Annotated in this window: 13 protein-coding genes; 8 read left to right on the top strand and 5 right to left on the bottom strand. The window is 46.3% G+C overall.

Annotated features, from left to right (window positions below):
- Window positions 1-5 precede the first annotated feature (5 nt).
- Window positions 6-2,798, bottom strand: coding sequence for an ATP-binding protein (locus QZW47_RS13985; RefSeq protein WP_293128047.1), 2,793 nt, complete (start codon window positions 2,796-2,798; stop codon window positions 6-8).
- Window positions 2,799-3,236: 438 nt separating this feature from the next.
- Window positions 3,237-3,590, bottom strand: coding sequence for an SH3 domain-containing protein (locus QZW47_RS13980; protein ID WP_293128046.1), 354 nt, complete (start codon window positions 3,588-3,590; stop codon window positions 3,237-3,239).
- A 197-nt stretch (window positions 3,591-3,787) separates the two neighbouring features.
- Here QZW47_RS13980 and QZW47_RS13975 point away from each other — a divergent pair, with 197 nt between their 5' ends.
- Window positions 3,788-4,090, top strand: a complete 303-nt coding sequence (locus QZW47_RS13975) for a DUF1778 domain-containing protein (RefSeq protein ID WP_293128045.1) — start codon at window positions 3,788-3,790, stop codon at window positions 4,088-4,090.
- On the opposite strand, the gene QZW47_RS13970 is transcribed toward QZW47_RS13975, so the two are convergent.
- Together QZW47_RS13970 and QZW47_RS13965 are read right to left on the bottom strand one after the other, a co-directional pair.
- Window positions 4,078-4,395, bottom strand: coding sequence for a DUF433 domain-containing protein (locus tag QZW47_RS13970; protein ID WP_293128044.1), 318 nt, complete (start codon window positions 4,393-4,395; stop codon window positions 4,078-4,080). The two genes, QZW47_RS13975 and QZW47_RS13970, sit on opposite strands and share 13 nt — an antisense overlap.
- Before the next feature lie 86 nt (window positions 4,396-4,481).
- Window positions 4,482-4,823, bottom strand: a complete 342-nt coding sequence (locus QZW47_RS13965; protein ID WP_293128043.1) for a XisI protein — start codon at window positions 4,821-4,823, stop codon at window positions 4,482-4,484.
- A gap of 402 nt (window positions 4,824-5,225) precedes the next feature.
- On the opposite strand from QZW47_RS13965, the gene QZW47_RS13960 reads away from it, so the two are divergent.
- From QZW47_RS13960 to proB, 7 genes are all read left to right on the top strand, one after another.
- Window positions 5,226-6,407, top strand: a complete 1,182-nt coding sequence (locus tag QZW47_RS13960) for a F420-0:Gamma-glutamyl ligase (RefSeq protein WP_293128042.1) — start codon at window positions 5,226-5,228, stop codon at window positions 6,405-6,407.
- Window positions 6,408-6,788: 381 nt separating this feature from the next.
- Window positions 6,789-8,108, top strand: coding sequence for a GNAT family N-acetyltransferase (locus QZW47_RS13955; protein WP_293128041.1), 1,320 nt, complete (start codon window positions 6,789-6,791; stop codon window positions 8,106-8,108).
- Window positions 8,109-8,726: 618 nt separating this feature from the next.
- Window positions 8,727-9,188: a Holliday junction resolvase RuvX gene (gene ruvX / locus QZW47_RS13950; RefSeq protein WP_293128040.1), complete on the top strand. Its 462-nt coding sequence runs from the start codon at window positions 8,727-8,729 to the stop codon at window positions 9,186-9,188.
- Window positions 9,189-9,493: 305 nt separating this feature from the next.
- Window positions 9,494-10,069, top strand: coding sequence for a DUF3727 domain-containing protein (locus QZW47_RS13945; RefSeq protein ID WP_293128119.1), 576 nt, complete (start codon window positions 9,494-9,496; stop codon window positions 10,067-10,069).
- 375 nt (window positions 10,070-10,444) lie between these two features.
- Window positions 10,445-11,569: an endolytic transglycosylase MltG gene (mltG, locus tag QZW47_RS13940; RefSeq protein WP_293128039.1), complete on the top strand. Its 1,125-nt coding sequence runs from the start codon at window positions 10,445-10,447 to the stop codon at window positions 11,567-11,569.
- Window positions 11,570-11,726: 157 nt separating this feature from the next.
- Complete coding sequence (locus tag QZW47_RS13935; RefSeq protein WP_293128038.1) at window positions 11,727-12,248, top strand: YqeG family HAD IIIA-type phosphatase; 522 nt, start codon at window positions 11,727-11,729, stop codon at window positions 12,246-12,248.
- A 381-nt stretch (window positions 12,249-12,629) separates the two neighbouring features.
- Window positions 12,630-13,739 carry a glutamate 5-kinase gene (gene proB, locus QZW47_RS13930; RefSeq protein ID WP_293128037.1) on the top strand — a complete coding sequence of 370 codons (1,110 nt, stop codon included), beginning with the start codon at window positions 12,630-12,632 and terminating at the stop codon, window positions 13,737-13,739.
- Between the two features lie 95 nt (window positions 13,740-13,834).
- Here the strand turns inward: proB and QZW47_RS13925 are convergent, their stop codons facing one another.
- Window positions 13,835-14,590: a hypothetical protein gene (locus tag QZW47_RS13925; protein WP_293128036.1), complete on the bottom strand. Its 756-nt coding sequence runs from the start codon at window positions 14,588-14,590 to the stop codon at window positions 13,835-13,837.
- Window positions 14,591-14,628 lie beyond the last annotated feature (38 nt).

The raw sequence follows: 14,628 nt of genomic DNA, 5'->3' as shown, positions 1-14,628 counted from the left end.
TTCCCTTACACTTTTGATATATTTTGTTCAATTAATGCTCGCAGTTCTTTGACTTGAAAACTTTCTGCCAAAACGAGTATTTTGTTCGCAAAAATTGCGTATTCTGGATTGGCTGTTTGAATGTCTTCCGCAATCTCGATTATCGCGTCTAAATCCCCAGATTGAGCTTGTTCGTTTAATAACTGCAAAATCTCGATCGCCGGCAGCAGCATTTCATTTGGCATCGCATTTTGCCCTTTTTTGCCCGCATCTACTGTGTCCCCATATACCCACTCTAGTTGCAAGTATTTTTGAAGTAAGCCCAGTAATACGTCTGCTTGCACTGGTTTAGGCAAAAAATCACTGCCGCCTGCATCCAAGCTCTTTTGGCGATCGATCTCAAATACGCTTGCAGATGACACTAGCACGATCGCATCTCGCAGTTGAGGATGAGCGCGGATTTGCTCCAAAAACTCGAATCCGTCCATCACCGGCATAGCTAAATCGGTAAGAATTAAATCCGGTGCGGTGTCTAAAGCGCGATCGAGTCCTTGCATACCATCAGCAGCTTCCATTATCTCAAAGCCGATCGGTTCCAGCAAGTTTACCAGCACCGCCCGATTTTCCCACCTATCATCAACCACGAGAATTTTGCGTTTTTCGCCTTCATAGCCCAAAACAGCCCCCTGTTCGACGATTCTCGAACTATCAGCCCAATCCTGAGCCTCCGGGAGTGCCACTTCAAAGGAAAAAATACTGCCAACTCCCGCACGGCTGTCGATCGCAATTTCACTCTGCATCAAACCCACAATCTTTTGACTGATCGAAAGTCCCAATCCAGTGCCTTCCGATTGCTTTTTCACATCACCTACTTGCTCAAAAGGTTGGAAAATTTTCTTAACTTGCGCTGGTGTCATTCCCGGGCCTGTATCTTCGATTGTGAAGCGAATTTTATATAAACTGGAAGTTGAATTATCCAACGAATTTAAATCTGGAATCTTATCATGATTGATGACATCTACCTGAAAAATCACGCCTCCTTGTTCCGTAAACTTAATCGCATTACCAAGCAAATTTAGCAGCACTTGACGCAAACGTTTCTCATCACCGCAAACCCCTGTCGGAAGTTGCGTATCTATTTTTAAATCAAAAGTAATTGCTTTTTCCTGGGCGCGAATCGTGCAGATTTCTGCAACACCTTGAATGAATGAAGGTAGGTGAAAAGCAGTCGGATGCAGTTCTAGTTTTCGGGCTTCAATTTTCGACAAATCCAACACATCATTAATCAGCGTTAGCAGGTGCGAACCGCACTGATAGATGATATCAACGCCACCGCGCCCTTTTTTGGTCATCGGTTCGCTGCGCTGGAGAATTTGCGCGTAGCCTAAAATCCCATTGAGGGGAGTTCGCAATTCGTGACTCATGTTAGCTAAAAATTCGCTTTTAGCACGGTTGGCGCTGTCTGCCATCTCTTTCGCGATTTTGAGTTCGACGGTGCGTTCTTCGACCCGCTGTTCGAGTTCGACGTTGGTGTTTTCCAGGGCTGTAAAAGAGTCGCGCAGTTGCTGCGCCATGTCATTGAAGGATTGAGTCAGCACGCCCAATTCATTCTTCCCGGAGACTTCCAGAGTGCGATCGAACTTCCCGGAGGCGATCGACTTTGATGCTATGCTCAATTGTGCGATCGGCTCAGCAATCAAACGAGAAGTGTAAAAACCCACAATCGTAGCCACAACTAAAGCGCCAATGGAAAATAGAATCGTGGTGCGAGTATTGGCATCGATTTGTCCCATAAAATCCGATTCAGGAACCACAACAACTACCAACCAATCCAATCCCCACTCGTCTTTCCAGGGTGAAACTTGCACAAACAGGTGTTCTTTGTTCTGCAAAAAATCAAGCTGTTGACTATCTTTGATATTCTTGAATTCGCCGAACTGCTTGACTAAATATTGAGATGTTGATTGAATCAGCACATCGCTACTTTCTGATGCGTTTAACCGCATAGGCTTACCATCAATTAGTTTAAATGGTTCCTCGGTGCTAGAACTAGCAACAATTAACCCGCTGCGCTCCACAATAAACGTTCTGCCCGATTTGCTGACTTTCAATTTGCGCAAAAAATCGCTAATTTGTGAAAGACGCTGATCGATACCGATGACACCAATTAGTTGATTTTTCTTGTCATAGATTGGACGATTTGCCGAAACAGCTAGATGAAATGGCGTCATTTCCCACTGGTATAAAACCCATGTCGGCTTTCGAGCTTTAACAGTGTTTGAGTACCACAGTTCTTTGTCGAACTCGTAATTTTTCAATATCTCAGCAAGCTTAGTGGGTCTGCCATAATTATCTGTATTGTAGAAGTGATAATTTCGATTGCCGCGTTGCTTTGGATTACTCGTACCAGAAACAATATTTTGATCTACTTGATATCCAGCACCTGCAAACTCACCTCCAGGAGCACCAAAGCTGATGTAGCCGATATTAAACAATTGCATTTGTTTCGAGAAGAAACGAGCCATATTATCTAAATCTTTGGGATCGATCAATCCCACGTCAAAAGCATCGGCATTCACTTGAGCAAGATGACGGGCTGTGTCGAGTTGGCTGTCTAAGTGTTGATCAATGCGGCTGCTGATTTCTGTCCGCAGTTGAGATGCCAAATCGTTAACCGCTTTCTGTCCGTTGCGAAAGGATAAGTAGCCAACAATGCCGACTGCACCGATGATTTGTAGTACGAATGGGACAATCAAAACGGTTCGCAGCGGCGCATTACCAATCAGTTTCTTAAACATTGAAGGCTGGGATGATGACATATAGCAACTCGCGATTCCAGCGAGGAAAATATTATTTTTGCTCAACTACACTTAGTCTAGATTTTTTTTAAGAGACATTTATCGTCGGGCGATCGCCTTTATTGTCAGATTACCTAATTTGTGTTTATGTATCGATATTAACCCAAAAATGATTGAAGCAAGTATTTTGTATTGTTAATTTAATAACTCGCCCCGACAGACAGCCACACTTCCATAGCAGTTGTCAATTCTATGAAATACGACAGTGCATTGTCCTTACCGATATCTCAACTGAAAACTGCTATCTCAGGGGATTCTCGTAGAGACTTTGGCAAACTGATACTCGATGATGAGCTGCTAATACTTAAGTAAATAGCTTGAGAGAGTTGTTTGGGCGATCGTCTATTTAAATCACAATCAAGGTGCGTCCAGAGTGCAGCCTCTATTTTTTTGCTTCACCTAGGGATTCGGACATTTCAGTTGCAAAAAATCTGCTTTGATCCAACCTTTGTACTCACTTGCTCTCAATCTTGTAGTCAAATACCAGACATTTCCTTCGCTATCTTTGCGACTGAGTGGAGACACGACACTACTTTTATTTTGGTCGTCATTGGCGACAATCACTAAATTTCCTACCGATACTGTGCCTACAACGCTAAAAATGCTTCCCGCACCAGACCTGATATTAACTTGTGAGCCAATATCTTCACCGACAATATCAGCGACGCAGCTTTTGTCAGTGATGGATTGAGCGCTTACACTCTGAGTGAGTTGGGAAGTGAATATTGTGATAAGGGCGATTTTTACAAGCATGAATGTGCAATCTTTTACAGGTTTCATAGGTAAGACAAAAACTTATTTTTGAAATTAAGATGAGCGAATCAGGGTAGATGGTGAGAAGGTCGATCGCACTTCGCCGCATCCCAAGTGCGATCGCCTCCTAACTTCCTCTGGTTGACATACGGCATTTTGCCGTATAAAATAAAAAGATTAGATCGATTGTATTTTCTATGACTAAAACTACTAAATCGGAAGAATCTGCCCGATTGGAAGCTCGTGTCAGTCCAGAGATTAAAGCCCTTTGGCAAAAAGCTGCTGACTTAGAAGGACGCACTTTAACAGATTTCGTCATCGCTAGCGTTCAAGCAGTCGCTTGCAAAGTTATTGAACAGCATCAACGATTGAAACTTGACATTGAGGATAGCGAAGCTTTTGTGAATACTCTCCTGAATCCAACCCCGCCAAATCAAGCGCTCAAAGCAGCAGGTTTGCGCTACAAACAAGTGCTGCGCGATCGTACTCACCGACTTTGAGCAGTTATTAATTGTTGATACAAAAGTGGACTTTTTTGTCTCAAAGACTGTTGCAATTGCTTAAATTCTGCTTCACCCTCTTTTAAGTACGCATCCACCATTTCTCGGTTGGCAAGATAAAAGACGATCGCACCATAAACTTGTTCTAGGGAAAGCAGTGGAAAATTTTGGGCAATACTTTCAGGAGTTTCTCCATTTAAGAAGGAATAAACGACTGAATCGAGAGAAATCCGAGTTCCTTCAATCCAATAGCTTTCGTTGCGTTGTTCGATATACTGCTTGATTGGGGTGATGGCTAGTGTCATAGGGCAATCGCTGCTTTTTATTTACATTTTAAACGAATTAGGTGAGATGGTTAGATGGGCGATCGCACAATCAAGCAATCAAGCAATCAAGCGATCGCAAATTCTGTATATTGCCGTAAATGCGGTGGATGAAACGCCAATACAATATCCTCCCGCGGCACGCCAGCCTGCAAAAAATCTGTCACCACCCCATCTTCTGTCCAATCCTCCTCAATCCAAATTTTGCCATCCCGCAATCGCACGTGAATAGTATTTACCTTAATCCGTTCTTGTCCCTGCCAACCCATTACTATCAATAAATAATGGTCGTGCCCTTCGTCAAAAATCAGCGCACTTTCTAGCGTTGAATCGGTAGATTTGGCGTCCAACTCATAATATTCAGTTAAAACTTTCCGAATCAAATGACGATAATACTCTAATTTATCCATCGCTCAACTGCATTCCCACAAGGCGAGGTAATTTGATATTCCAATACGGTTCACTTAAGAGATATCCCCCCTAACCAGGGCGGGCACAGGGGCACCGCCCCTACGAAGGGGGGGACAAGAATGCTCTCAAAGTCCCCCTTCTTAAGGGGGATTTAGGGGGATCTCCGGGGCATAAATAGTGTTAAGTAAACCGTATTGCTTGATATTCTACATTTTAACTCAAGGTCGATCGCACATCCCAACATCCCAAGTGCGATCGCACATCCCATCCCCACAGCCCGCCAAATTCACTCAATTGCATCGCCCCCAGCAAGCCCAGCAAATCCAATTACTGCCGGATCGGATCTCGAAGTACCCGAGATCGACTACAGTAAACACAAAATATTATTGGCGGTGATTTGAGTGATTGAGACTTTAGCAACAGGAATCGCAGCAGCCGGTTCGCTGCTAGCATTGGGCGGATTGGGCCTAGAGTTGAACTATCGCCGGAGTGGGAGTCCAAATAAACTAGAACTTACAGCCGGAGAATGGCACTTAGCCATAAACGAACCCAACCGCTATCTTTTAGTCGGTGAAATGGAATTCCGCAATCTGACACAACGGTTCGAGATTATGTTGCCAGATGTGCGCGCAGAGGTGAAACTGCTATCAGACGGAAGTTTGGATGGCGTGACTTCCCAGACAAAAGTCATTCCTTGCCACAAAGACGCAAAAGCCCGATCGGACGATTACTGGTTCGGCTATATTATTAAAGCCCAACAAACCACAAAAATCAAAGTTTCCGTAGACATTCAAGGGCAAGATTTAAACAAATTGCAGTCAGCTTGGGTGCAAATACATTTCGTCGTCTACGGCCCCGGCGGGCGCATCCCCAGAGTCCGCAACGTAGTAGTCCCGTTGCAATTTCCCAACTCCGACACCGTACCCACCGCCCGCAATGTCGGTGTTGCAGAAGTATTCCCAATTCGCACCCACATCCTCGCTGAACTCGACAATCCCGTCGAAATTGTCAAGCGTTACGTGTTACCGCGCGCCGAGAAAGGCGATATCGTCGCCCTCGCAGAAACTCCCCTAGCCTTGATGCAGGGGCGTTACCGCCATCCCAGCGAAGTCAAGCCCGGATGGGTAGCCAAGCGAGTCTGCTTGTTTTTCTTGCCGATGTCGAGTTTGGCCACAGCTTGCGGAATGCAGACATTGGTTGATGTAGTTGGGCCAGGGCGCGTAGTCGCAGCATTTGCGATCGGCGCTTTAGCTAAAATATTCGGTAAACCGGGAGTCTTTTACCAACTTGCAGGGGAACAAGCAAGGCTAATCGACGACGTTACCGGGACTTTGCCTCCCTTCGACCAATTTATCGTGCTGGGCCCGGACAATCCCCAGCAAATTGTAGAGGAAATTCAACGAGAAACCGGACTTGCCGCGGCGATCGTAGACGCTAATGACTTGAAAGCAGTTAAGATATTAGCAGCGACCTCCGATTTATCGGTAACATTTTTAGAGCAAGCCTTACGCAGCAACCCCGCTGGGAATGCTGACGAGCGAACACCAGTCGTTTTAATTCGACCTCTGCCCCAAAAATCTTGAGCTGACAACTGAAAATTAAACAGTCGAAAAAGTGATTTAAAGTTTTTAACTTTATATCCAGCAAGAAAGAGAGAAGAATTAAGAGTTATGAGTTATAAGTTTTGAATTCACAAGTCGCCAATTTTCAACTAAAAACTTGCCTAACTCTTCCTCTTTCTTCAAGAAGACATTTAATTTTCAATTGTAGTGTCCTATCCTATTTGTTTCTATCACTCTTCTCAAAATTAGTGAGGGATTTGCCAAAAACTGACAACTGACAACTGAAAAATGACAACTGACAAATGACCGCCCTTAGACTTAGCTCTGGGTAAAATTACCAATTACCAATTACCAATAACCAATTACCAATTATCAATTTATACCTCACTTGAGAATTGCTATATGACTTCATTTACCTCCCAGAACCAAAACCAGGTTGTAATTCGCCCGTTTCAGTACCGCGACATCGAGGCGATGGAACAACTGTGCGCGGAAACAGCCGACGCACCAGAAAACCGCAAGGGCGCAAGCTGCGACTTAATACTAGGTAAAAAGTTGCAGCAGATTCGTCGCTGGTACGGACTGCTAAAGCTGTTTAGCTGGTTTCCCAACCCTGGCCAGTCTCTGTTCCGCGCCCACGTTGCCGAAGAAGAAGGTGCAGTTAAGGGGATAATTCAGATTTCTCCGTTTAACCGCACCCGCAGCACTTGGCGGATCGATCGCGTCGGAGTAGACCCAGAAGCCCGCAGCAAAGGCATTGGTTCGATGCTGATGCGGTACTGCTTCGAGGCAGTCTGCGAGGCGCGCACGTGGCTGCTGGAGGTGAATGTCGGGGATAAAACTTCCCTGGCTTTGTACCGTCAGAACGGGTTTCAGCCTTTGGCGCAGATGACTTACTGGACGATCGCCCCCGAACGCCTCCAAGAAATGGCCAACTCGACGCCAGATTTGCCCAACCTGCTGCCGGTCAGCAACGCGGACGCTCAATTGCTGTACCAACTCGATACCGCATCCATGCCGCCCTTAGTGCGTCAAGTATTCGATCGGCACATTCAAGATTTCAAAACCAGTTTTTTCGGCGCTTTATTTGAAGGTGTCAGACAGTGGCTGGGAAAAACAGAAGTAGTCACCGCCTACGTGTTTGAACCGCAGCGGAAAGCTGCGATCGGCTATTTTCAGGTGCAGCTATCCCGCAACGGCCAGCAGCCGCACGTCGCCCAGCTAACCGTACACCCGGCCTACACTTGGCTGTACCCAGAACTGCTGTCCCAGATGGCGCGGCTCGTTCAAGATTTCCCAGTTCAAAGCCTGCAACTGGCTTCCGCCGACTACCAACCCGAACGGGAAGCTTATTTAGAGCAATTTGGAGCCGTGCGTCTAGAACACACCTTGCTGATGTCGCGATCGGTGTGGCACAAATTGCGCGAGTCCAAGTTAGTCTCCCTCGAAGGACTCCAGCTATCAGAAGTGTTGCAGAGCTTCCAGCCAACTCGCAAACCCGTACCCGGACGGATGTCCTGGCTCGGCCCCATGGCCCCAGAAGCCCCAGCAGGGCCCGCGTCGTCTGAGATTAAGCCGTTTTTGTTGGACTCAGGAAAAAATCAAGCCGATCGACTTAACCCTTTGAACGGCCAAAATCCCGAATCAGCAGCAACAGATGCTAGCAGCACTTTGCCTCCTTATTTGCCGGAGTTGCCGATCGACGGCGACGCCCAAGAATAAGACCTAATTCCTGATATAATGTCCGGTCAATTAACGGTTTGTAGTGAGGACTTTAGTCCGCATAAATCAGAGGACTAAAGTCCTCACTACAAACCCAAAAAACTCCACTTCTTCCCTTCTTCCTTCGCGTTTTTCGTGTCTTCGCGGTTCGTTAAAAAAATATTTTGCTAAGTAAGAAAGAAGTAAATCTAAATTTCCGCTCAATTAAAGGTTTGTAGTGAGGACTTTAGTCCTTCTTATTCTGCGGACTGAAGTCCTCACTACAAACCTTTAAAAACTCAACTTCTTCCCTTATTCCTTCGCGTTTTTCGTGTCTTCGCGGTTCGTTAAAAAAATATTTTGCTAAGTAAGAAAGAAGTAAATCTAAATTTCCGCTCAATTAAAGGTTTGTAGTGAGGACTTTAGTCCTTATGAAAGAGCGGACTGAAGTCCTCACTACAAACCTTTAAAAACTCAACTTCTTCCCTTCTTCCTTCGCGTTTTTCGCGCCTTCGCGGTTCGTTAAAAAAATATTTTGCTAAGTAAGAAAGAAGTAAATCTAAAATCTAAAAGCGCAAATCTAAAACCTAAAAGCGCAAATCTAAAATCTAAAATCTAAAATCTAAAATCGATAGATTAATGTCCAACAAATTATGGATTTCAGCCCTGGGATTAGATATCGGCAGCAAACGAGTCGGCATCGCCGGGTGTGACGGCACTGGTTTAATCGCTACAGGGATTACTACTCTGGTACGATCGTCCTTCGATCGAGATGTAGCTTATCTCAGAGAGCTCGTGCAAGAGCGGAGAGTGCAAATTTTGGTGGCAGGGTTGCCCTACTCGCTGAATGGAGAAGTCGGCGCTCAAGCCCGACAAGTCCAGAAATACGCCAGTCGCATCGCCTCCGCCTTAGAGCTGCCGCTAGAATACGCCGACGAGCGCCTGACTTCTGTGGGCGCCGAGGAATTGATCCAAGCTCAAGGGATGTCGCCCTCGCGAAATAAGGGTTTGATCGATCGCAAAGCAGCAGCCATGATTTTGCAGCAGTGGTTGGACGAGCGGAGGCAAAAGATAGCCGCAATTCCCAATCCCGATAGGTAGTAACACAGGCGTGATATCCTAGTTGTGCAAGTTTGCTACGCACGCCTGTAACCGTTGACAGAGGAGAGAAAATTCCGCTGTACCCTCGATACTGAAGAAGCACAAAATTGTGATTTTTCCTGAGTGTCGCTTGCGGACTCAACCGAGATTTAAACGCTGCACTCGTCGCAGGCGGAAAATGCCGCGAGTCTCGCGGTTTAAGCTTGTGGACTGGCGATCGCCCGATCGACCAGAATATCGCCACGAAAACTCCTAATTGTCAAGCCAACATTACTGAATTATTGACGGAAAAAAAGATACACGCGATGTCCTCATCCCCATACCGCAAAGAGAATGGCAGTTCCAATCAAGAGTCCGTCACCCTGACGGATGAACTTGGGCGATCGCTGACTTGCAATATAGAATATTCGATGAACTTAGAAGGTCAAGAATACGCTTTGCTGCTGCCGATCGACTCTCCCGTAGAAATTTTTACTTGGCACGGAGACGACGCCGACGAAGCAGCAATTCCTGTAGAAGACGAGACCGAAATAGACCAAATTTTTGATACTGCTAGAGTTGTCCTGCAAGAGCAGAATTTGACGCTCCGGCGCACGGCGGTGACGCTGACTGTGGTTGGCGAATTGCCGGAATTTCCCGACGAGGATTTGGAGCCTAATGCCGATCCTGATGAGGAGTCGGAGTTTGAGGAACTGATGTGGTTGACCAGCTTCTATCACGAAGAACAGGAATATGCCATCTATACACCTCTCGATCCGTTCTTTATTTTGGCTCGAATGAATGATGACGGCAAGCCTGAATTGCTCTCGGAAGAAGAGTTCCAAAGGCTGGAACCGATGTTGCCCATGCTGGAAGACCAGTTCTTTGATGAGCTTGATTAGATATTAATTGCAGGCACAAGGCATGAGGCAACAAGCAGAATCTTTGACTATTTTATAAGATAGTAAACTGCTAGGTCGATCGAACTTTTTCGATATGGCCCCCTCTGCCCTGTCAGCTCTGGCTGTTCAATTCTGCCGCGTGGATGGGGTTTTTTAAAGGGCTGGTATCTGTAACTTTTAGGTCATCAATCGCAGGTAAGTCGATTTTAGATTAAAGAATGAGAGATTTACTCAACAGATGAATCTGGCATCCGTAACTTTGGTCTAAGATTTGGGAATCGATGCTGACGCTCGTGTCGGGGCCCGTATCGATCGCGTGGGCCGTGATTAGTGATTAGTCGTTAGTTAATTGGCGCTTATCGAGGACAAGGGACTATGAGTAAAGAACAACTGACAAAAGGCAGCGCGCGCGAGAGCCGAAAGGGTACTCGGCAAGTTTCTAAATGGTTGTTTTATCTGGCTTTGCTGCCGGCAATTTGGGGAATTGGCGCTTGGCAAGGCTGGGCTTGGTGGAGCTGGGCTTCGGCGCCCCCTAAAGGGGTTGAAACGTCAAATTCCCCGGGAAAGGATGGTGCTGTTTCTATCCAAATCCCCCCCGGTACTTCCAGTCAAAAAATCGGGCAGGATTTAGAGGCCGCTGGCTTAATTCGATCGGCAGGGGCATGGAATATGTGGGCCCGCTGGTTGACGCTGCAAAACCGCGACGGAGGTTTTAAAGCCGGAACTTACCAACTGTCACCGACTCAGCCCCTGAGTGTGGTTGCTGGGAAAATTTGGCAGGGTGAAGTTGTACAGCAGAGTTTCACGATTCCCGAAGGGTGGTCGCTGCAACAAATGAGCGCTTATTTTGAAGCGCAAGGTTTTTTCCCGGCTAAGGATTTTATGGCGGCGGCGAGTCAAGTTCCCTACGCTGAGTACCCTTGGCTGCCGAGCGGCCTGCCTCATTTGGAAGGGTTTTTGTACCCGGATACTTATCAGTTAGACGGCGATGCCGTCAGCCCGCAAGCTGTCATCAAACAAATGCTCGGCCGTTTCGAGCGGATAGCTTTGCCGGTCTTTCAAAAAAATCAGAACAATACTAAGCTGTCATTAAAAGAGTGGGTAACGTTGGCGAGTATTGTGGAAAAAGAAGCTGTGGTTGCTTCTGAGCGGCATCGCATTGCTGGGGTGTTTACCAGCCGCTTGAATAAGGGTATGAAGCTGGGTTCCGATCCGACCGTGGAATACGCCCTCGGCATCAGGCAAACTAAGGAAAAACCTCTAACTTTTAAGCAGGTGGAAACGCCTTCTCCCTACAATACTTATATGAATGTAGGGCTGCCACCAACTCCCATTGCAGCTCCGGGAATCCCCAGTCTGGAAGCGACTCTGGCTCCTGAAAATACAGAATACCTGTATTTTATGGCTCGCTACGACGGCACTCACATTTTCAGCCGCACTCAGGCTGAACACGATGCTGCTGTGGCTCAAGTTGACCAGAAAGTGCGATCGGGTCAATAGATTGCGGTCGGAGCAATACATAAGTAAAAAGTCAAAAGTTACAAAGCCAAAGTCAGAATTATTGACTTTTGATTTTTTACTTTCTCAATGTTGAACTTTCCATGTCTTATTTCTCAATCTAAAATCTAAAATCTAAAATCTAAAATCTAAAATCATTATGACTTGGGGTAAACTACTACAGCCTGACTTAGTTTTAGGCGACTCGATCGTAAATTTAACTTCCGATATTCTGGAGAAATATCAGATCAAAGGATTAGTGTTGGATGTGGATGAAACTCTAGTTCCCATTACAGCAATGAATGCTTCTGAGGAACTCAGCCTGTGGGTGGAAGAAATTAAACCGATAGTATCGCTGTGGCTAGCGAGCAATAATTTAAGCGAAACTCGGATCGGTCGAATTGCTCAATCTTTGAATCTACCTTACATTACTGGTGCGGGTAAGCCGTCGCGCCGCAAGTTGCGAACAGCAGTGACGGCGATGAATTTGCCGGTGGAACAGGTGGCGATGGTGGGCGATCGACTTTTTACTGATGTTTTGGCAGGCAATCGTTTGGGTATGTTTACTATTTTAGTTGAGCCAATGGTGGATGCTGCCTATGCGGTACGCAAATATCCGGTGCGCTCTTTTGAAGTTTGGGTATCTGAAGCTTTAGGGGCTTCTCTTGATAGCAGAAAGTAGTCAGTTGACAGTTGACAGTTGACAGTTGGCAGTTGGCAGAAGAGCCCGCCCGCGGAGTCGAGGGGTTGACAGAAGAGCGCGCTCGCGACTTGCCCGCCCGCGAAGTCGAGGGGAGTCGAAGAGTTGACAGTTGACAGTTGACAGTTGACTCCGAAAGCAGTTGATAGTTGACAGTTGACAGTTGACAGTTGACTCCGAAAGCAGTTGGCAGTTGGTAATTGTTATTTGTTATTGTTGAAGATATCCCAATAATCAGTAACCACTGACTACCGACCACTGACAACTGACCACTAACAACTGACAACTGACCACTAACAACTGACCACTGACTACCGACCACTAACCACTGACAACTGACAACTGACAACTGACAACTGACTAATGACTCAAACTATTGTTGTTAAAATAGGAACTTCGACGCTGACTCGATCGACTACCGGAAACTTAGCTCTGTCAACTATTGCTGCATTAGTCGAAATTTTAGCGGGTTTGCGGCAGCAAGGACATCGAGTAGTGTTGGTTTCTTCCGGTGCGGTGGGTGTGGGCTGCGCGCGCTTGGGCTTGACGGAACGCCCGCGAAATATCGCTCTGAAGCAGGCTGTGGCCGCCGTGGGACAAGGGCGGCTGATGCGGGTGTACGATGACTTGTTCACAACTCTACAACAGCCGATCGCCCAAGTATTGCTCACTAGGGGCGATTTGGTGCAGCGCAACGGCTATGTTAACGCTTACAATACGTTTCAACAACTGCTGAGATTGGGCGTAATTCCGATCGTCAACGAAAACGATACTGTAGCGGTAGACGAGCTCAAATTTGGCGATAACGACACGCTTTCGGCGCTAGTAGCGAGTTTGGTAGAAGCAGATTGGTTGTTTGTGCTCACGGATGTCGATCGGCTGTATTCAGCAGATCCGCGCAGCAATCCCGACGCACAGCCGATCGCCCTCGTAGAAAGTATGGCACAACTCACAGCATTAGACGTGCAAACAGGAGATTCCCGCAGCGGTTGGGGAACCGGCGGAATGGTGACAAAAATTGAAGCGGCGAGAATCGCCACAGCATCGGGAGTGCGGACAGTCATCACCAACGGCTGTTTTCCTGGTAATATCGAGAAAATACTCAACGGAGAGTCGATAGGTACTCAATTCGAGCCGCAACCGCGCCCAGTAAACGCTAGAAAACACTGGATAGCCAACGTCTTAATTCCCGCCGGAAAACTGTATTTAGATGCGGGTGCTGTCAAGGCAATTTTCCACCGCGGAAAATCGCTGTTAGCTGCGGGAATTGATCGAGTAGAAGGAGAATTTCAAGCTGATGATTCTGTGCAGTTGTGCGACGGAGAAGGCAAGCAAATTGCGAGGGGACTTGTAAATTATAGCAGTTTAGAGTTGAGACAAATCCAGGGTTGCAAGTCGGATAAAATTGCTGAAATTTTAGGCTATGCAGGCGTAGAAACTGCCGTACATCGAGATAATTTAGTGATTGTTTAAATCCTTAAGCCATTGTGCATTATAATCCTGACAATTATGTTTATTTAAACTATTGTGGGGTGGGCAGCCCGCCCAAAATATCAATCCACAATAGCTTAACAAACGTCCAAAAAGTCGAGCGCGCGATCGAAGGCAGAAATCGAGGATACTTGCAGCACAGTCTTGCAAGAATTTGTTTGGCTGTGTCCGAAGAGTTCGTTCATCGCTTCGGTAAACAGTTCAAATACATTTTGTGCTAGTTCTAAACCTGCTTGGCGTTCCGCATCAGTAAGTTCTATCTCTGTTACAGCTTGCAACATCTCCGGTGTATCTAAAATGTAATGAGTGTCCAAACCCACATAACCTCCTCCCATATAAACATATTCTTTTTTGATAATTTCCTGTAATTCCATTACCACTTCCAGCGCCGCCTCAAAAAAAACCCTGGCGGTGGCTTCCAGGGCTTCCACTAACACGAGTTTTTGAATGGGAGAGGCATTCCAAGCGTAGCGTTCGAGCACCGAACAGAGCGATCGAGTTTTTTGAGTTTCTTGACCCCAAAGCAGCCTGAAGTCGCCGTAACTCATTAAGTTGTTGAACCCCAAGGTTTCTAGATGTTGCAAATACCGCTGCCAGTAGTAGTTTTCTTTGTAAGTATATTTGTTAATCAGTTCCTGAACCATATTGTTGCTTGAAGATTCTCGGAGGACGTACTTGTTTAAGTCGCTCAATCCCACCGCTAAAGGATCGAGTACAGGCGCAAAAATTAGTCGTTGATTAGGGTGAATATGTTTGTTTGCCATAAATTCAAATAACGGCAATTTGGCAAATTCTTGCTTTTTTTGTGCAATAAATGCTACAATCTCTCTCATAGCTTTTTCCCCTAGCCTGCTGCGCTGTTACTCATTTT

The sequence above is a fragment of the Microcoleus sp. bin38.metabat.b11b12b14.051 genome (assembly GCF_013299165.1).
In the GTDB taxonomy this organism is placed as follows: domain Bacteria; phylum Cyanobacteriota; class Cyanobacteriia; order Cyanobacteriales; family Microcoleaceae; genus Microcoleus.
The sequence above is the reverse complement of the archived record's forward strand: the minus strand, read 5'-3'. Positions and strand labels throughout refer to the sequence as shown.

Coding starts and splice junctions, on each gene's coding strand:
- QZW47_RS13985 (WP_293128047.1), bottom strand. CDS start 2,798: ATGTCATCATCCCAGCCTTCAATGTTTAAGAAACTGATTGGTAATGCG.
- QZW47_RS13980 (WP_293128046.1), bottom strand. CDS start 3,590: ATGCTTGTAAAAATCGCCCTTATCACAATATTCACTTCCCAACTCACT.
- QZW47_RS13975 (WP_293128045.1), top strand. CDS start 3,788: ATGACTAAAACTACTAAATCGGAAGAATCTGCCCGATTGGAAGCTCGT.
- QZW47_RS13970 (WP_293128044.1), bottom strand. CDS start 4,395: ATGACACTAGCCATCACCCCAATCAAGCAGTATATCGAACAACGCAAC.
- QZW47_RS13965 (WP_293128043.1), bottom strand. CDS start 4,823: ATGGATAAATTAGAGTATTATCGTCATTTGATTCGGAAAGTTTTAACT.
- QZW47_RS13955 (WP_293128041.1), top strand. CDS start 6,789: ATGACTTCATTTACCTCCCAGAACCAAAACCAGGTTGTAATTCGCCCG.
- ruvX (WP_293128040.1), top strand. CDS start 8,727: ATGTCCAACAAATTATGGATTTCAGCCCTGGGATTAGATATCGGCAGC.
- QZW47_RS13945 (WP_293128119.1), top strand. CDS start 9,494: ATGTCCTCATCCCCATACCGCAAAGAGAATGGCAGTTCCAATCAAGAG.
- mltG (WP_293128039.1), top strand. CDS start 10,445: ATGAGTAAAGAACAACTGACAAAAGGCAGCGCGCGCGAGAGCCGAAAG.
- QZW47_RS13935 (WP_293128038.1), top strand. CDS start 11,727: ATGACTTGGGGTAAACTACTACAGCCTGACTTAGTTTTAGGCGACTCG.
- proB (WP_293128037.1), top strand. CDS start 12,630: ATGACTCAAACTATTGTTGTTAAAATAGGAACTTCGACGCTGACTCGA.
- QZW47_RS13925 (WP_293128036.1), bottom strand. CDS start 14,590: ATGAGAGAGATTGTAGCATTTATTGCACAAAAAAAGCAAGAATTTGCC.